12 protein-coding genes are annotated in these 18,500 nt (G+C 54.5%); 9 read left to right on the top strand and 3 right to left on the bottom strand.

Features of this window, described 5'->3' with window-relative positions; all coding sequences use genetic code 11:
- The first annotated feature begins 3 nt into the window (after positions 1-3).
- From gyrB to V6L79_RS03035, 4 genes are all read left to right on the top strand, one after another.
- Positions 4-2,421: a DNA topoisomerase (ATP-hydrolyzing) subunit B gene (gene gyrB / locus V6L79_RS03020; protein WP_261740333.1), complete on the top strand. Its 2,418-nt coding sequence runs from the start codon at positions 4-6 to the stop codon at positions 2,419-2,421.
- 207 nt (positions 2,422-2,628) lie between these two features.
- Complete coding sequence (locus tag V6L79_RS03025) at positions 2,629-7,539, top strand: type ISP restriction/modification enzyme (RefSeq protein WP_338579792.1); 4,911 nt, start codon at positions 2,629-2,631, stop codon at positions 7,537-7,539.
- Between the two features lie 408 nt (positions 7,540-7,947).
- Complete coding sequence (locus V6L79_RS03030) at positions 7,948-8,187, top strand: hypothetical protein (RefSeq protein ID WP_338579793.1); 240 nt, start codon at positions 7,948-7,950, stop codon at positions 8,185-8,187.
- Positions 8,188-8,262: 75 nt separating this feature from the next.
- A complete protein-coding gene (locus tag V6L79_RS03035) occupies positions 8,263-9,276 on the top strand; it encodes a reverse transcriptase family protein (protein ID WP_338579794.1) in 1,014 nt (337 codons plus the stop codon).
- 44 nt (positions 9,277-9,320) lie between these two features.
- Here V6L79_RS03035 and V6L79_RS03040 read toward each other — a convergent pair whose 3' ends face one another.
- A complete protein-coding gene (locus V6L79_RS03040; protein WP_338579795.1) occupies positions 9,321-9,551 on the bottom strand; it encodes a hypothetical protein in 231 nt (76 codons plus the stop codon).
- A 256-nt stretch (positions 9,552-9,807) separates the two neighbouring features.
- Here V6L79_RS03040 and V6L79_RS03045 point away from each other — a divergent pair, with 256 nt between their 5' ends.
- A complete protein-coding gene (locus V6L79_RS03045) occupies positions 9,808-11,349 on the top strand; it encodes a tetratricopeptide repeat protein (RefSeq protein ID WP_338579796.1) in 1,542 nt (513 codons plus the stop codon).
- 233 nt (positions 11,350-11,582) lie between these two features.
- On the opposite strand, the gene V6L79_RS03050 is transcribed toward V6L79_RS03045, so the two are convergent.
- Entirely contained in the window at positions 11,583-11,774 is a 192-nt protein-coding gene (locus tag V6L79_RS03050) for a hypothetical protein (RefSeq protein ID WP_338579797.1), read from the bottom strand.
- A gap of 286 nt (positions 11,775-12,060) precedes the next feature.
- Here V6L79_RS03050 and V6L79_RS03055 point away from each other — a divergent pair, with 286 nt between their 5' ends.
- The 4 genes from V6L79_RS03055 (at position 12,061) to V6L79_RS03070 (ending at position 17,368) form a co-directional block, all read left to right on the top strand.
- The gene (locus tag V6L79_RS03055) at positions 12,061-14,073 is read left to right on the top strand and encodes an ATP-binding protein (protein ID WP_338579798.1); all 2,013 of its coding nucleotides are present in this window, start codon (positions 12,061-12,063) and stop codon (positions 14,071-14,073) included.
- Between the two features lie 429 nt (positions 14,074-14,502).
- Positions 14,503-15,258 carry a WYL domain-containing protein gene (locus V6L79_RS03060; protein WP_338579799.1) on the top strand — a complete coding sequence of 252 codons (756 nt, stop codon included), beginning with the start codon at positions 14,503-14,505 and terminating at the stop codon, positions 15,256-15,258.
- Positions 15,259-15,334: 76 nt separating this feature from the next.
- Positions 15,335-16,543 carry a hypothetical protein gene (locus tag V6L79_RS03065; protein ID WP_338579800.1) on the top strand — a complete coding sequence of 403 codons (1,209 nt, stop codon included), beginning with the start codon at positions 15,335-15,337 and terminating at the stop codon, positions 16,541-16,543.
- Between the two features lie 111 nt (positions 16,544-16,654).
- Complete coding sequence (locus tag V6L79_RS03070) at positions 16,655-17,368, top strand: hypothetical protein (RefSeq protein WP_338579801.1); 714 nt, start codon at positions 16,655-16,657, stop codon at positions 17,366-17,368.
- 224 nt (positions 17,369-17,592) lie between these two features.
- On the opposite strand, the gene V6L79_RS03075 is transcribed toward V6L79_RS03070, so the two are convergent.
- Positions 17,593-18,492 carry a hypothetical protein gene (locus V6L79_RS03075; protein ID WP_338579802.1) on the bottom strand — a complete coding sequence of 300 codons (900 nt, stop codon included), beginning with the start codon at positions 18,490-18,492 and terminating at the stop codon, positions 17,593-17,595.
- Positions 18,493-18,500 lie beyond the last annotated feature (8 nt).

The following is an 18,500-nucleotide window of genomic DNA, read 5'->3' on the forward strand; positions in this document are numbered from 1 at the left end:
GCATTGAGCGAAGAAAACACGTACGACTCAACGAGCATTAAAGTGCTGAAAGGCCTTGATGCCGTACGCAAACGTCCCGGTATGTACATTGGTGATACTGACGATGGCAGCGGTCTGCACCACATGGTGTTCGAAGTAGTCGACAACTCCATCGACGAAGCGCTGGCTGGCCATTGCGACGACATCACCATCACCATTCACCCGGATGAATCCATCACCGTGCGCGACAACGGCCGCGGCATTCCGGTAGATGTGCATAAAGAAGAAGGCGTTTCTGCAGCCGAGGTCATCATGACCGTGCTGCACGCTGGCGGTAAGTTCGATGACAACTCCTACAAAGTCTCCGGCGGCCTGCACGGTGTAGGTGTTTCGGTGGTGAACGCCCTGTCCGAGCTGCTGATCCTGACCGTACGCCGCAGTGGCAAGATCTGGGAACAGACCTATGTCCACGGTGTACCTCAGGCGCCAATGGCGATTGTTGGCGAGAGCGAAAGCACCGGTACGCAGATCCACTTCAAGCCTTCGGCTGATACCTTCAAGAACATCCACTTCAGCTGGGACATTCTGGCCAAGCGGATTCGTGAGCTTTCCTTCCTCAACTCCGGTGTTGGTATCGTCCTCAAGGACGAGCGCAGCGGCAAGGAAGAGCTGTTCAAGTACGAAGGCGGTCTGCGAGCGTTCGTTGATTACCTGAACACCAACAAGACTCCGGTCAACGAGGTGTTCCACTTCAATGTGCAGCGTGAAGATGGCATTGGCGTGGAAATCGCCCTGCAGTGGAACGACAGCTTCAACGAGAACCTGTTGTGCTTCACCAACAACATTCCGCAGCGCGATGGCGGTACGCACTTGGTGGGCTTCCGCTCTGCCCTGACGCGTAACCTCAACACCTACATCGAAGCTGAAGGCCTGGCCAAAAAGCACAAAGTCGCCACCACCGGTGATGACGCCCGCGAAGGCCTGACCGCGATCATCTCGGTGAAAGTGCCAGATCCGAAGTTCAGCTCCCAGACCAAAGACAAGCTAGTGTCTTCCGAAGTGAAGACCGCTGTTGAACAGGAAATGGGCAAGTTCTTCTCCGACTTCCTGCTGGAGCACCCGAACGAAGCCAAGCTGATCGTCGGCAAGATGATCGATGCAGCCCGTGCGCGTGAAGCTGCGCGTAAAGCCCGTGAGATGACCCGCCGTAAAGGCGCGTTGGACATCGCAGGCTTGCCCGGCAAACTGGCCGACTGCCAGGAAAAAGACCCGGCGCTGTCCGAACTGTACCTCGTGGAAGGTGACTCTGCTGGCGGCTCCGCCAAGCAGGGACGCAACCGCCGTACCCAAGCCATCCTGCCGTTGAAAGGTAAAATCCTCAACGTTGAGAAAGCGCGCTTCGACAAGATGATTTCTTCGCAAGAAGTAGGCACCTTGATCACTGCACTGGGTTGTGGCATCGGCCGCGACGAGTACAACATCGCCAAACTGCGCTATCACAACATCATCATCATGACCGATGCTGACGTCGACGGTTCGCACATTCGTACCCTGCTGCTGACCTTCTTCTTCCGTCAGTTGCCGGAGCTGATCGAGCGTGGCTACATCTACATCGCTCAGCCGCCGTTGTACAAAGTGAAAAAAGGCAAGCAAGAGCAATACATCAAAGACGACGAGGCCATGGAAGAGTACATGACCCAGTCGGCTCTTGAAGATGCCAGCCTGCACTTGAACGACGAAGCCCCGGGCATCTCCGGTGAGGCGCTGGAGCGTCTGGTGTACGACTTCCGCATGGTGATGAAGACTCTGAAGCGTTTGTCGCGCCTGTACCCACAGGAGCTGACCGAGCACTTCATCTACCTGCCAGCCGTTACCCTTGAGCAGTTGGGCGACCACGCGGTCATGCAAGACTGGATGGCCAAGTTTGAAGAGCGTCTGCGTCTGGTCGAGAAGTCGGGCCTGGTTTACAAGGCCAGCCTGCGTGAAGACCGTGAGCGTAATGTCTGGTTGCCAGAGGTCGAACTGATCTCCCACGGCCACTCGACCTTCATCACGTTCAACCGTGACTTCTTCGGCAGCAACGACTACAAAACCGTTGTGACCCTGGGCGCCCAACTGAGCACCCTGCTTGACGAAGGTGCATACATCCAGCGTGGCGAACGCAAAAAAGCCGTGACCGAGTTCAAAGAAGCACTTGAATGGTTGATGGCCGAAAGCACCAAGCGCCATACCATCCAGCGCTACAAAGGTCTTGGTGAAATGAACCCGGATCAACTCTGGGAAACCACGATGGACCCAAGCGTGCGCCGCATGCTGAAAGTCACCATCGAAGACGCGGTCGGCGCTGACCAGATCTTCAACACCTTGATGGGCGACGCCGTAGAACCGCGTCGTGAGTTCATCGAGAACAACGCACTGGCAGTGTCCAACCTGGACTTCTGATGATGTTGTAGGTGGGCAAAGTTAATCGCCACTTCGGTCAAAGTTAATTGATTTGGCCAAAGTTAACGGCCCACTGCCCTACCAACAAACCCCGATTGACCGAAAGGTCTACCGGGGTTTTCTTTTGGCTGTTCGTAGGTGCCCCAATTGATAGACTGCTGCGATTTGGTGCCCGTGATGCGCCAGTCGTATTCAAAAGGAATTCTCATGTCCGCTCTTACCGCCCTGCTTAACACCTATCGCACCGCCTCAGTAAGCGAGCGCGAGAAAGGAACCTACTTTGAAGAGCTGATTTGCACCTACCTGCGCAACGAGGCGACATATTGCGATCTGTATGCGCAAGTGTGGACATATTCCGACTGGTCAAAGGAGCAAGGACTAGACGGTCGCGACACCGGTATCGACCTCGTAGCCAAAACCCATGGCACGGGGGAGATCCACGCAATCCAGTGCAAGTTCTTCGCAGATAACTACCGCATCCAAAAAAGCGACATCGACAGCTTCTTTACCGCGTCAGGCAAAAAGCCCTTTACCCATCGCGTCATCGTCACCACCACCAACAACTGGAACGAGCACGCCGCCGACGCCCTGCAAAACCAGCAGCCGCCAGTGAGCAAAATTGATCGCCAAGACCTGGAAAACAGTCAGATTGACTGGGCGCGCTATCAGCCCAATCAAGCTGTAGTGCTCAAGGCTAAGAAGCGGCTGCGTGACCACCAGAAGCGCGCTCTGCTATCCGTTGCCAGCGGCCTGCAAATCGCTGACCGGGGCAAGCTGATCATGGCCTGTGGCACCGGCAAAACCTTCACCAGCTTGAAGATTGCCGAACAATTGGCCGGTGCGGGCAAGCGCGTGCTGTTTTTGGTGCCCAGTCTTTCGCTGCTGTCGCAAACACTCACCGAGTGGACGCAAGAGAGCGAAACCCCGTTGCATAGCTTTGCCGTGTGCTCTGACAGCGACGTGGGCAAGAAGCGCAAGAAAGATGACGACGCGGTACAAACCTTTGCCCACGAACTGCGCTATCCGGCCACCACCGAGCCACGCAAGTTGGTAGCAGAGATGCTCAAGCGCCACGATGACCAACACATGAGCGTGGTATTTAGCACCTACCACTCCATTGGAGTGATCAGCGATGCCCAGCACCAGCATGGTCTGGCCAACTTCGACCTAATCATCTGCGACGAAGCCCACCGCACCACTGGGGCCACCTTTGGCGACGATGATGAGAGCGCCTTCGTTAAAGTCCACAATGCCGATTACATCCGCAGTTCCAAACGGCTCTACATGACTGCTACGCCACGCATCTATGGTGAGCTGGCCAAGGCCAGTGCTGAAAAAGACGATGTTGCTCTGTGCTCCATGGATAACGACAGCCTGTACGGCAAAGAACTATTTGTTATCACCTTCAGCGAAGCGGTAAAGGCCGATCTGCTGGTCGATTATAAAGTGTTGGTGCTGGCCATGGATGAAAAGCACATCAGCAGCCGCCTGCAAAAATTGCTGGCTGACGACGACAACCAAATCAAGCTGGAAGACGCCGCCAAGATCATCGGCTGCTGGAAGGCCCTGAGCAAACAAGACACTCGCGAAGACCTCGTAGACGATGGCGACCCCATGCGTCGCGCCGTGGCCTTCTGCCAGGTGATCGAGTACCAAAAATTCGCAAAAACCCACAAGGTCAGCTCCAAAAACATCGCCAGCATGTTTGATCAAGTGGTTGAAGCGTACAAAGCCAGTAACCCGGAAAACACCGACACTGCCGCCACGCTGATCTGCGAGGCCTCCCATGTGGACGGCGGCATGACCGCCAGCCAGAAAGAGGCTGAGCTCGACTGGCTCAAGGCTGAGGTGCCCGACAATACCTGCCGCATTCTCAGTAACGTGCGCTGCTTGTCTGAAGGCGTGGACGTGCCCGCCCTGGACGCCGTGCTGTTCCTCACCCCGCGCAATTCACAGGTAGACGTGGTGCAATCGGTTGGCCGCGTCATGCGCAAAGCCGAAGGCAAGAAGCGCGGATATGTGATTTTGCCGGTTGTCATCCCTGCTGGTATGGCACCCGAGGAAGCTTTAAACGACAACAAGACGTACAAGGTCGTCTGGCAAGTATTGCAAGCTCTGCGCTCACACGATGACCGCTTCGACGCCATGGTCAACAAGCTCGACTTGATCGGCAGCGACCCGGCCAAGATGGAAATCATCGCCGTCACCGAGAAACTCAACAAAAAATCCGACCGCAACAACACCGGCAAAGATAATGGCAAGAACACCTATGGCATCGGCACAGGCGGTGGTAAATATGATCACGGCCCCGCGCCTGAACAGTTCGGCCTGGAGTTTGAAATTGGCGAAATAGAGCGCGCCATCTATGCCAAAGTGGTGCAGAAGTGCGGCAACCGCAACCATTGGGAAGACTGGGCCAAGGACATCGCCAAAATTGCCCGCACCCATATCACTCGCATCACCAGCATAATTGAAGACGAAGCCAACACCCGCGAGCGCGAAGCCTTTTTTAGCTTTGCCAGCGAGCTGCGTGATGACCTAAACGACAGCATCGGCGATAGCGAAGTGATCGAAATGCTGGCCCAACACCTAATCACCAAGCCGGTGTTTGACGCACTGTTTGAGGGTTACAGCTTCGCCAGTAACAACCCCATGTCTTGCGCAATGCAAAACGTCCTGGACGTTTTGCAAGAGCACCACTTGGACAAAGAAGCCGACACCCTCCAACGCTTTTACGACAGCGTGAAAATGCGCGCCGACGGTATCGAGAACGCCGAAGGCAAACAGAAAATCATCGTCGAGCTGTACGACAAGTTTTTCCGCAACGCCTTCCCACGCATGACTGAGCGCTTGGGAATCGTCTACACCCCTGTTGAAGTGGTGGATTTCATCATCCACAGCGTCAACGACATTCTGCAAAGCGAGTTCGGCCAGACCTTGGGCAGCGATGGTGTGCATATCATCGACCCCTTCACCGGCACCGGCACCTTCATCACCCGCTTGCTGCAAAGCGGCCTGATCAGCAAAGAGCAGCTACAGGACAAATACCAAGGCCAAATCCATGCCAACGAAATTGTGTTGCTGGCCTATTACATTGCCGCCATCAATATCGAAGCTGTGTACCACAGCATTGTCGGGGGCGAGTACCAGCCATTTGAAGGCATTTGCTTAACCGACACCTTCCAGCTCTATGAAAAAGACGATCTTGTCAGTGAGCTGCTGGTGGACAACAGCGCCCGCCGTACCCGCCAGAAAGCGCTGGATATTCGAGTGATCATCGGCAATCCGCCCTACTCAGCAGGGCAAACCAGCGCCAACGACAATAATGCCAACGTAGCTTATCCACTTCTGGATGACCGTATTACTGATACCTATGCAGCAAAATCCAGCGCGTCTCTAAGCAAGGGGCTATACGACAGCTATATCCGTGCCATTCGTTGGGCATCTGATCGTATCGGTGACAGTGGGGTAATTGGTTTTGTTACCAACGCAGGTTTTACCGATTCAACCTCCGCAGACGGTTTGCGCAAGTGCTTAGCGGAAGAGTTCAGCACTGTGTATGTGTTTCATTTGCGCGGTAATCAGCGGACTTCCGGAGAGATTTCTCGCAGGGAGGGAGGCAAAATTTTCGGCAGTGGTAGTCGCGCGCCTATTGCTATTACGCTGCTGGTCAAGAACCCGACCGCACCGCATCACGGGCAAATTCACTGGCACGATATTGGCGACTACCTAAGCCAAGCGGAGAAACTGGAGAAAATTCGTACCTTCTCCAGCATTGCCGGCATTACAGCCGCCAACGCCTGGCAGCCAATTACTCCCGACGAACATGGCGACTGGGTCAATCAGCGCGATGACAGCTTTGGTGAATTTATTGTGCTGGGCGATAAGAAGGGTGATGCCGCCAAGCTGTTTGAGAACTTCTCTCTAGGGGTGGCCACCAATCGCGATGCTTGGTGTTACAACGCCAGCAAGGCGAACGTAACGTCCAACATGGGGCGGATGATTGCTTTCTACAATGCCGAACTAAAGCGCTTCAACGCCAGCCATGCCGGGCTTGACAACAAAGTCCGCGAAACCAAGGTAGACGATTTTATTGACACTGACTCCACGCAAATAAGCTGGACAGTGAATCTTAAAAAAGAGTTGTCGAAAGATCGGCGTTTTGCTTTGGAACCTAGCTCACTGATCCCCAGTCTTTATCGTCCTTTCACCAAACAGTGGCTCTATTACAACCGTACTTTCAACGAAAGGGTATTGCAGATGCCCCGCATTTTCCCGAATGCGACAGCAGAAAATCGAGTAATTATGGTTAAGCAACGCTGGGCTGGTGAGGGTCAACTAGCCCTAATGCTTGACTGCATACCAGAGTTGCAAATTGACGGCGGAGCGCAATGCTTCCCTCTCTACCTGTACGACAGCCCAGAAGATCAAGCTAAGTCCAACAAGGCAACGCTTGGCCTGTTTGATACGTCGACACAGCCCAGCGCCAGCACACGGCGTGATGCCATTACCGACGAAGGCCTGGAGCACTTCAGTGTCGCCTATCCAGGCGAAGTCATCGGCAAGGAAGATCTGTTCTATTATGTTTACGGCTTGCTGCATTCGCCGGAGTACCGCGAAAAGTATGCCGATAACCTCAACAAAGAACTGCCGCGCATACCGGCGGTAAAAGCCGCTGCTGATTTCTGGGCCTATTCCAAGGCGGGCCGTGCGCTGGCTGATTTGCACCTAGGCTACGAAACCGTGCCCATGTACTCCGCCAGCGTGCAAAGCAGCGCTAGCAGCGACAGTGACTACCGCGTAACCAAGATGAAGTATGGCAAGAAGGGCAAAGACAAAGACCTTAGCACCTTGCACTACAATGCCAAGATCACCGTTACCGGTATCCCACTGCGAGCCTACGAGTACGTTGTTAACGGCAAGCCCGCGCTGGACTGGGTCGTCGAGCGTCAATGCGTCAGTACGCACAAAGACAGCGGCATCACCAACGACGCCAACGACTGGGCCACCGAAACCATGGGCAACCCACGCTATCCGCTGGAACTTTTCCTGCGAGTCGTCACGGTGAGCCTAGAAACTATGAATATCGTTGAGTCCCTCCCTCCGCTCGATATCTGATCGAGGGCATGTCGCCGGCTAGCTGAAATGGCCGGTGACAATTAACAATTGAATCCATCCCTTTACTTACGGTAAAACTATTAGTGCTGGGTGTTACCGCCCAGGTGCTCTTTAAACATGGTTATGAATCGGGCTTGCAGTTGGTGGTCGGGAAACTGACCAGCTTTGGTGTTCTCCAGAGCTACCTTCGCCTCACACCTGTCGTCATCCCGATGTGCTCAGCGCTGAGGGTTTCGTGGCAAACGTCACGAGGCTGTCAGCGACGCTCCATCGGTTAATTGACAGAAATGCGGCGGACGGCTTATCAAGGATTGATAAGCAGAACTGTGGTTTGTAGCGGCATCTTCAAAGTTCCATTCGGCCCGGAATACCTGGCGGCGGAGTAATCCACCGTAAGGAACTGTAACCATGAAGAAGGTAAAGAATGCTGTCGGTACTCGTATCGATGAGCACATGCACAACACTGAAGATGCCCGCGTCATCGTACAAACTGCATCCCAGCAACCGAGTCAGCGCAAATGGGTCAAGTTGAAGGCTGTTACCAAACCGGTGGCAAAATTTATCCTGTACCGTTCTGCAATCTGGGTCTGGGATCACTCAGGGAGTATTTGGGATTGGCTTTGCAGTAATGTAGGGTTCTTCCTATGACGCAACAAACCACATCATTCGAATTCTAGTGAGGCCGATCCAGTGATCGGCCTCACGTCATTTCGGGGACAGGAAATGGACGCTCCGCTTTATCCCTTTAAACCGATCTACAGCCTGAAGGCGCTGTCGTTGACCCTTGGCGAACCCGCCGAACTCCTCGAAAGCTTGGCCAAACGCAGCTCCAACTTGTACCGTCATGTGCCGCAAACCAAGAAAGACGGCACTCTCCGTGATACCTATGATGCCTACGAGCCGTTGAAAGCCATTCAGCGCAAGATCGTTGATCGACTGCTGGCTCGCGTTCGCTTTCCAGGCTATCTCCATGGCGGGATCAAGGATCCGGTTAAACGCCGCAGTATTTACTCCAATGCGCACATCCACGGTCGTGCCCAGTGCGTGGTGCTTCAGGATATTAAGGACTTTTTCCCTTCCATCAAGACGCAGCATGTTCAGCAATTGTTCGTGGGCTTGTTCGGGTTTTCCGAGGCGGTGGCAGGCATCTTGGCGCTGCTGACAACCCGCCATGGCGTCGTGCCGCAAGGTGCCAGCAGCAGTGGTTATATAGCCAACCTAGTGTTCTGGGATATCGAACCGGCATTGGTGGCCAAGTTGAATGCGCAGGGGTTCAACTATTCTCGGTTCGCGGATGACATTACCATCACCTCCATTAAGCCCCTCGATCCATCAGCGCTAACAAGCATCGTGTCGGCGGTCACCAACATGCTGGCGCAGAAGGGCTGCTACCAGAAGCGTTCAAAGCTGCATATTCGCAAGCGCGGACAAACGGTGCTCTCCAAAAATGGATTCGAGCCTTTGACCGTTACCGGGCTGACGGTTTTTAACGCAGTCCCAGGCATACCCAAGGCCGAGCGTAAGGCGATTCGGGCGGTGGTAAAACAGTTGGAGGATCAGGCGACGCAGGGTACGATGTGGACAGAGCTGGAGCCTTTGGTTCGCCGTGCAATGGGCCGTGTGGGGCGCTTGATTGCCTGTGCACATCCCGATGGTGAACGCTTGAAACAACGACTGCACGCACTCAAAGCCCGCAGCCAGGTTGCGCTATTGGATCGCTTCACGTCGGCACTGTAAGGCGCGGCGGTTACAGGTCAGTTACCTGGTTAATGCGACTTTCATTAGAGTTCAACCGTCAGCACCTTAATGCCCACCCCTTCGCAGAGCCGCCCGACGGCGGTCAGTGAGCGCCACACCCGCACCGGTTCGCGCCGCGAGCGGATCGGTAGCCACTTGGCGCCGAGGCGCAGTTCCAGCCGCCAGGTCTCACCCTCCCGCAGTACCCGAAACTCCCGCGCTGCCCCAGTCTCGACCAGGGCGGCCAGGGTTTCCTGCGCAATGGCTTTTTTCATGCGGTGGCCCCTCGTGCTCTACGGTTTAACCATAGCCGAGGGTGCTGGTAGCGCGCAGCGCACGGCTCTGGCGGTCAGTACCCGGTTGGGTCGTCACCAAGGCCGACCCGGCTGTGGGGGGCGATTCACCATAATCGGCAATTACACGCTGCGCGTTATTGCAGGCGGGCCACCTTCACTAAGTGATAGCCTTTTGCAACTTATCGCTGGGGCTTACGCTCAAGCACCTTCAATGCAGATCAGGGAGCGGTCATTCGTGAACAGTCTTCGCCAAACGGCTCAGCAGGGCGATGCCTCTGCCCAGTACACCCTTGGAGCTATGTACGAAAACGGTGAGGGTGTCGTGCAGAACGTTGTGACAGCGGCCAGCTGGTACCGCAAGGCCGCCAAGCAGGGCAATGAATGGGCTCAATACACCATGGGGCGCATTTATGAGTGTGGGCAAGGTGTCCCGCAGGACATGGCGAAAGCGGCCAGCTGGTATCGCAAGGCCGCCGAGCAAGGCGTCGACTGGGCCGAGTATGCCCTGGGCGATCTGTACAAAAAGGGCAAAGGCGTTCCGCAAAGTTTTGAAGTCGCGGTAATTTGGTACCAAAAGGCCGCCGAGCAGGCGCTTGCGGAGGCTCAGTATGCCTTGGCTCGTCTTTACGAAGAGGGCGAAGGCATTACTCAGGATCTGGTGAAAGCCGCCGCTTGGTACCGCAAAGCCGCTGAACAAGGTGATGCTTCTGCTCAGGACTCCCTCGGCGACCTATACAAGCAGGGGGATGGCGTCCGGAAAAACTTTGAAAAAGCTGGCGCTTGGTACCGTAAAGCCGCCGTGCAGGGACATGTCTGGGCCCAACTTTCCCTCGGCGAGCTGTACGAGAGGGGCAATGGGGTGAAGCAAAGCAACACTAAAGCATTGGTTTGGTATAGCAAGGCCGCCGACCAAGGGAACAATTTCGCGCAGTATGCTCTGGGCCGTCTGTATGAGACGGGAGAAAAATTTGAGCAAGCGGCATCTTGGTACCTTCTGGCTGCGGAACAGGAATACGCTTGGGCCCAAGTTGCGTTGGCACGCTTGTACGCGCGTGGACGAGGTGTTGCGCAGGACTTCGCGAAGGCCGTGGCTTGGCATCGTAAGGCCGTCGAACAAGGAGATGCTTGGGCGCAATACTCCTTAGCGAGGCTTTACGACAGAACTACCCCCCAGAACCTAACTGAGGCGACAGTTTGGTACCGTAAGGCCGCTGAGCAAGAGTATGAACTTGCTCAGTACTCCCTTGCTGAGTGTTATGCGCAGGGACGGGGTGTCCTGCAGGACTTTACCGAGGCAGCAGTTTGGTACCGTAAGGCTGCTGAGCAGGGAAGTGAACTGGCCCAAGATACTCTCGCGGAGTTATATGCGAAGGGACTAGGTGTCCCACAGGACTTCGTAGAGTCCGCAGTCTGGTATCGCAAATCCGCCGAGCAGGGGTTTGACTTATCTCAGTACACGCTTGGGCGCCTTTACAAAAAGGGCCGAGGCGTTCCGCAGGACTTCGCAGAAGCGGCAACCTGGTACCTCAAGTCCGCTGAGCAGGGGTATGCCTGGGCTCAGTACATCTTGGGAGGGCTGTACAAGAACGGCGAAGGCGTCCCTCAGGATTATGAGAGCGCCTATATTTGGCTCTCGCTCTCCATTAAAAATCGATGCTGTATGAAAGGTATAGGCAAGCTACGTAGCGCAGTAGCCGAAGAGCTGTCGGCGGCGCAGTTGGAGTCAGCGGAAAGCACAATGGCAGAATATTTTGAGCGGTATCGAGCACGTCGGTGATCGGCTTGGCAGACGTGCAAACACAATTTTAGACAGACGTATGGCTCATGTCAGCGAAGGTATATCGGCGGGGCTGAACGCATGATCGCGGCTTAACGCCTCACCCGCCAACCGCAAGCATGTCACCTGATCAGAACGAGATCACGATGCGACTGAAAGGTGGGGAGTCTGCTTCCTGGCCGGTAGGTACTAAGCATGCACAGTGCAGGGATAGTTGGTTGAACTCACTGCAGCTAAGGCTTTTTTTCCAGCTCTTTACGGAGCTCGCGCATCGCGTGCATCAATGTTTGGTTGTCCAATATTGGGAGTAGTTTTTCTATAGCCTGCTCGGCGGAGATCCCTTCAGGCACAAACCATTGAAGCATGATGCCTTGCGCCTGCTCCAAGGTGGACAGAGCAATTTGGCTGGGGGTGGGGATAGTCACGGGCAATGTCCTTTTGGCGTAGGTGACTCGGAGGGTAGCAAGAAAGATATGCACGGTTGAACCATCTACAACAGCACAGATGATCGCAAGCTGTCGCTAGACGAGATTAGAGCTGCTTCCATATGGTTGCGACATAAGATGACGCGCTCCTGCGCCAGAATGACGCTACATTCGGTACAGGATATGCCTCATGCCCATACGTCGTCGTTCGGCCAGTTCTACCACCCTTCGCGCATCAGGGCCACACTCCTCCGATACGTGTGCGCTGTCCCTGAAATGGGTGTTTATGCTGATGCTCGATCTCGGCGGACACCGAAACTTCATTCAGCGGCATCATTTCAACGACGATGAAATCGCTGCAGAACTCGGCCTGCAAGAGTTGGTGGATGCCGATGATTTCAGTCCGGCGCTGGCCTTGCGCCGACTCAAGCGCGAGCGCCTCGTCTTCCACTTGGCGTTCCCTGTGGTAGGTTACCCAGACAGGCTGCAGGCGAATGTACAGGCGCTGGGGCAACTGATCGGGTTAGATGCCATCGAGCAGCGCATACTGGCTTTCTGCGTACTGCTGCATACCGATCCCTGCCTCAACGATGCCTCAGACCAACTTGGTGCGCTTGGTTTCAACCGAACAATGAGGGTACTGTCCACACTTCTCGATATCCCTCAACAGGATGTTGCTCCCTACCTGGCCAATGAGGGGCGGTTAGCGCGTGCCGGACTGATTGAGGTCAATGCGCGATCCTGCACCGTGAGTACCCTCAGCAGCCGCTTGGTAATTGAAAGCTCTGATTTTCTCCAGCAGTTGCGCTTCAGCCATGGGCAGCCCATTGAGCTGTTCAAGTATGCCTTCCGTCTCAGCCCGCTCGGTCATCTGAGCGAGAAGGATTACCACCATCTGGGGCGATCTCTTGAAATTGCCACCATCTACCTGAAAAAAGCCTTCGCCGAAGGCCGCCGTGGCGTGAACATTTTGTTGTACGGCCCGCCCGGCACCGGCAAGACTCAACTCAGTCGCCTGCTTGCCCGTCTGCTCGGGGCTTCGCTCTATGAAATTGCCTGTAACGATAGCGACGGCGACCCAGTCAGCGCCCATCAACGCCTGTGTGCCCTGCGTTCGGCAATGAGTGCACTGCAGACGCAAAAAGCCCTGTTACTGCTGGATGAGATTGAGGACATCTTTGACACCTCGCCTTTAGCTTTTTCTAGCAAGAGCAAAACTCAGAAAGGCTGGATCAATCGCATGCTGGAAGAGAACAGCCTGCCCTGCTTCTGGCTGAGCAACGACATCGAGTGCTTGGACAACGCCTATATCCGCCGCTTTGACGTGGTCATCGAATTGCCCAACCCACCCAAGAGCCAACGGGAACAGATTGTCCGTGAGTGTAGCGGCGACCGTCTAGGCGAGGCACTGGTGGAAAAATTGATCGAGCATCAGGAGATGACACCCGCCGTTATTGCCCGGGCGGCTCGCATCGCGCGCAGCCTGCACCCGCGCGAGGGAAAGCGCCTCGATGCCACCGTTGAATGCCTGGTTGATGCGACGCTGAAAGCTCAGGGTTTCGAGCAACTGGGCCGGCAAAAGGCCCAGCAACTTCCGAGCTTCTATTCCCCGAGCCTGATCAATGCGGATATTCCCCTCGATGGATTGATTGATGGACTACGCAAGCACCCGGAAGCGCGCCTGTGCTTCTATGGCCCTCCAGGGACGGGCAAGACGGCCTTCGGCCACTGGCTCGCGCGCGAGCTGAAGAAGCCTCTGATGGTGCAGCGGGTGTCCGATCTCGTTTCACCTTATGTGGGCACGACCGAGCAGAACCTGGCCAGAGCCTTTGAGAAGGCCAGCGAGGAACAGGCCGTGCTGCTGCTCGACGAAGTGGACAGCTTCCTACAGGATCGGAAGAAAGCCACTCAGAGTTGGGAAGTCACGGCCGTCAATGAAATGCTCACGCAGATGGAGAGCTATCGAGGGCTGTTCATCGCCTCCACCAACCTGATGCGCGACCTCGACGCAGCCTCGTTGCGCCGATTCGATTTGAAGATTCATTTTGGCTTTCTGAAGCCCCTTCAGATCCAGACATTGTTCAATGCACATCTACAAACCCTAAAACTCAAGGATCCCGCCAAGACCAGCGGCTTGCGGCTCTCCAGGGAGGCCAACCTGACTCCAGGTGATTTCGCCCTGGTTGCTCGGCGCGCGCGCTTCAAGCCATTTGCCAGCGCCGAAGAGCTTGCCCAAGCCTTGCTTGCGGAAAGCCGCCTCAAGATGCCCGTGCAGCGCCCTATCGGATTCGTGCACTAGCTGTTTCTACCCGGTCTCCGCCACTGGGAAAAGGTTGAATGGTAAAGCGAGCGGATGCGCGTTAGCAGGTCACCGTAATGTCCAATTGCCACGTATATTGGGAAGGATCATCATGCTTGCCTCACTAGAACTGACAGGGAGCCAGTCTTGCCATCTTCATCAGTACACGACGCTACAACCCGACAATGGGATCTGTTGCAGAAAATCCCTTCCCGTAGTCCTGGGCTTACTACGACGGAATTGCTGGATGGAATGCAAGAGGCTGGATACCAAGTCAGTAAGCGCACCATCGAGCGTGACCTGGTCGCGTTATCCAGGCTATTCCCCCTGCAGTGTAACGATAAAGGCACTCCTTACGGATGGTACTGGGCCGAGGGGGCCAGTGTGAGCTTGCCAGGTATAAGCACGGGCGAGGCCCTGAGTCTTGTCTTGGTCGAAGATGCGATCCGACCGCTCTTGCCAGGCAGCATGTTGCGGGCATTGGAGCCGCGCTTTCGGTTCGCCAGAAAAAAACTGGAAAGCCTGTCGCAGGACAACCAGACAATACGTTGGCTGGGCAAAGTGGCGAGTGTCAGCCCCGATCTGAGCCTGTTGCCACCGAATACGCCGGAAAATATTCTGGAAACCTTGCAGGCGGCTTTGCTGCAGGAAAAACAACTGCAATGCCGCTATTACTCGGCCCACAATGATAAAGAGCGGGAGCTGGTGCTCAATCCTCTCGCCTTGGTGCAGCGGGGCCCCATCACCTATCTGATTGGTACGGCGCCACCCTATGCCGATGTCCGCCAGTACGCTATCCATCGTTTTCGCCAAGCCGAAACTCTGCCGAGCTCTGCGCTGGGCCTGGATGATTTCGATCTGCAGGAGTACTTGGCCAGTAATGCCTTGCAGTTCGGCAGTACTGCCAAAATCAGCCTGCAGGCCAGGCTTAGTGACAGCCTAGCGCGCTTGCTTCGGGAGACGCCTCTGTCATCCGATATGACCTTGGAAAAACTCCAGGAGGGTTATCGTCTGCGGGCCACGATCAGTGATACGTGGCAATTGCAGTGGTGGATTCTTTCCCAAGGCGACGCTTTGATAATTGAAGCACCGCTAAGTCTGCGTCAGCAGATCGCAGAAAAACTCAAGCAAGCGTCAGCACAGTATGACTGCGTTCACGAGGCGAGTTTGGAGACCAGTACATAGTGTCCAGCCACGATTGGCTCGCTTTCATTGACCCGTACGTTCTACTGCGGCATAAGGCTTTTTTCTGGAGCTTCCAATGACGGATCTCACCTTTTTCCTCTCATCTGCACTACTGGATCGGGGCTTTTTAATCGAAACCGTCGGCCAGGATATTTATCTGACTGATAATGCGTATTTGCACGACTACAAGAGCGGCAGTCGCCGTAGTCTTCAAGGCGGTCACGACCAGGCGGATAGTGAGTTTCTTCGGGAAATGCTCGAACAACTCGATCTGGGTGGCCTAAAAAAGACATCGTCCGGCAACCGGCCATTACGCCTAGATGCTTGTGATCAGCGCCTCGCGCCTTGGCAAGTCGCTAAGCTATTTCGTTCTCAGCATGTTCAACAGGAATCCGGCTATAACCTCTTTGAAGCTCGACCAAGCAACTTTAAACGCCGTGAGCATGGCCAGAAGATCTCTGTCGCTGTGCTGGACACGCATATTGCCCTCTTGGTCAAAGGGTTGTCTGCAGCAGGCTGCTTCACCTATTCGGCCTGTGAAGGCCATGAAAACCATGCCGTGACAGGCCGTCTGCCCCTGCATGTGGGGCTCGTCGGTGAAGTCAGCACGGCTTGGGCCTTGCAACTGCTGGCGGAGGCCAGTATGGCGGGTATCGAAACGCCAGACTTGCTCATGCAGGGCGACATGTTGCGGGAAAACCAAGCGTCGGTCGCCAGCGAGCAGCGCGATCTGCATAAGGTTCGGCAACAAGCTGTCGCTCTGGGCCGCTATCTGTACAGCCACCGGCAGCAACTCCGAAGCAAGCGTTTGTCCTGGGCAGAGCATTACCAACCTCTTGTTACACTGGATGTCGAGAAGGATAGTGAACACAGACTGACCGAAAGAAAATCGCGACGGTTTCGTGTCCGCCTGGTCGATGCGGATGACTATGCCATCGAATTCACAATCGACAACTACAAGACTCTCGAGGTGGAGTGCCGGAAAGCATTACAGGCATGGTTGTTACTCAGACGAGATTCCGCACCTGCCCATGTGTCAATACTGGCCGCCAAACTGGAGACCACGCTTGAATGGAAAAATCCGTGGGGTGACTCGAAATCTGTGTGGTTGAAAGTCTCACCTGTTGAAGCCAAGCAACGTAAAGAAAGTGAGTTGAAAATCCTGACGCGACGCCGGGCAAAGTTAAAAAGTGACTCCAGAGAAACCAGTTGGTTGTTACTGTGGATGGGGATACGGGAAGCCTTTCCTGAGGATTTGTTACACCCTGACGTGTCACGAGTCTAAGACCCTTTAGGTTCGTTAGTCTGGGCTTGATCGTACTCTAGATCAACGGCCTCAGTATTATATTAAGTGACCTTAGATTACTTTGGTAGTTTCCAACAGGATGTTTTAACTATGAAGCGGCAACATAAGTCAAATCGTGCAATTCTGGTATTAGAGTGCCCATGGGAGTTGGACAATGATGACTCGAACCGGAGTAGTGTGCTGCCCTTTGTCGAAGGGATTGCTAAGTATGTCGGCGATACTGAAGTCTATCACGCAAATTTTTACGATAAGAGTAGTTTTAAGAAAGCTTTAGCATATCTGTGCAAGTGCCGCTTTGAGAGCACCGTGGTATATATTGCAGCTCACGGCTACAAAAAGAAAATTGCGGGTATTGATATCTTTGATTTGCTATTGGAAATTGGGAAATATTCGAAATCCAGCAATATCACCGGAATTATGCTGGGCTCATGTTTCGTCGGAAAAGAAACGACATCCATTCAAGTTTGCATCGAAGGCACAAACATTAAATGGTGCGCAGGTTATGCCTCCAGTTGCGAATGGCTCACGGGCACCATGATTGACTGCTCAATTATGGCCGCGCTGCTTGAGTTGGACGATGAGGATTTTGGTGACCGGGACAATGTAATTGGAGAGTTGGCTTCTGCCCTCAGCCCCTTTTCGAAAACCTTTGTGATAGGCGATGATTACAAGGGAGCGTCGGTTACCTTGGAGGATTCTATTCAGTTCGTAGTGCAGGTTACTGGACAAGGCAACCGGGCCCGAACGGTTACTGAAGATGTATTGGACGCTTACGAGTTTTTTCAAGAGTATGAATCTGCATAAAGCATGGTGTTGTGTGTTTCAGCTCGGGACTTATCCATCCAGTTTCTGCTCCTCGGCGCTGTAGCGCCGGGCGGTATTTCGATACTACAGCTGGTCGTTCGCCGCCCTCCTCGACAGACTGCCGAGTGATTGCGTTTGGTCAAATCCGAGACGCCATTGTGGTCAAGGATTCCCTGGCATGCACAAGCTCGCTCTGTCCGGGATCAGTTGACCACTACACATAGTTAAATTTCTAGAACGGGTAAGAACTCTCCATTTTTCTTCGCCCTATCTAGAACGGCGAAGCCTTCCCACTTGAGTGGACTACCGCCAAATAGCTCTTCAGTGAAGGCGCGTGCTAGGTTCCAGAACTTCTCAATCGCCTGTTCCTCTTCGCTCAGCGTGGCCAGGGACAGCCAGTTATCAAACGCTTTGATGGCATGAGCATGATACGCAAGCTCGTGTACCACCCCGGAGGGCTCGGGGAAAACGAACCATATTTTTTCGAAATAGGGTCGGGCCATGCTAGCCAGTTTCAGGAGGTCGGCTGCGGCTTTTTCTTGCTTACGGGAGGTGTCGCCAACTCGAATAAAGATGGCAGCCTTCTGCTGTCCGTTGAGCTGGATCATGAAAAATTGGCTAAAAAAATCGGAGTGAGTGACCTTGATGATCTCCCCGCCCGGAAAGCCAAAAAAATCCGCGCCTGCTTCTAGGATGGCCGCCGACGCCAGACGCTCATGGTTAGTCACGCGGCTACGAGCTTTTGAACGGGCAGTGGTGGCCGGTGTACCGGCTACGGTGGCGTAGTGCGTTATGGTTTCGCGTAAGGTTTGTAAGGTGTGTTGGTTCGCCAGGGTGGCGGATAGCATGGAAGTTGCGACGACGGCGTCCAACTGATGTAAGCGTTCCAAGAGCTCAATATGCGCATAGCCACACTTGACCTGTTCCGGGGCCAGCGTAGGCGAAAGGCTGACGAGAAAATTACCGGCCTTGAGCATGCGCGAGACGACTTTGGCGTCATAACCCGCCTCTTGCGCCAATTGTCGAATCAGTAAGTTGATGCTGTCAGTGCCTTGATAGGCATTGATACGAGTACGCACTGCTTGAAAAAGCATGTACCAGGGCTGTTTAGCCTGTCTTCCCATTCCTCTTC

Source organism: Pseudomonas sp. ML2-2023-6 (assembly GCF_037055265.1).
Taxonomy (GTDB): domain Bacteria; phylum Pseudomonadota; class Gammaproteobacteria; order Pseudomonadales; family Pseudomonadaceae; genus Aquipseudomonas; species Aquipseudomonas kulmbachensis.

Coding starts and splice junctions, on each gene's coding strand:
- V6L79_RS03025 (WP_338579792.1), top strand. CDS start 2,629: ATGTCCGCTCTTACCGCCCTGCTTAACACCTATCGCACCGCCTCAGTA.
- V6L79_RS03030 (WP_338579793.1), top strand. CDS start 7,948: ATGAAGAAGGTAAAGAATGCTGTCGGTACTCGTATCGATGAGCACATG.
- V6L79_RS03035 (WP_338579794.1), top strand. CDS start 8,263: ATGGACGCTCCGCTTTATCCCTTTAAACCGATCTACAGCCTGAAGGCG.
- V6L79_RS03040 (WP_338579795.1), bottom strand. CDS start 9,551: ATGAAAAAAGCCATTGCGCAGGAAACCCTGGCCGCCCTGGTCGAGACT.
- V6L79_RS03055 (WP_338579798.1), top strand. CDS start 12,061: ATGCTGATGCTCGATCTCGGCGGACACCGAAACTTCATTCAGCGGCAT.
- V6L79_RS03065 (WP_338579800.1), top strand. CDS start 15,335: ATGACGGATCTCACCTTTTTCCTCTCATCTGCACTACTGGATCGGGGC.
- V6L79_RS03070 (WP_338579801.1), top strand. CDS start 16,655: ATGAAGCGGCAACATAAGTCAAATCGTGCAATTCTGGTATTAGAGTGC.
- V6L79_RS03075 (WP_338579802.1), bottom strand. CDS start 18,492: ATGGGAAGACAGGCTAAACAGCCCTGGTACATGCTTTTTCAAGCAGTG.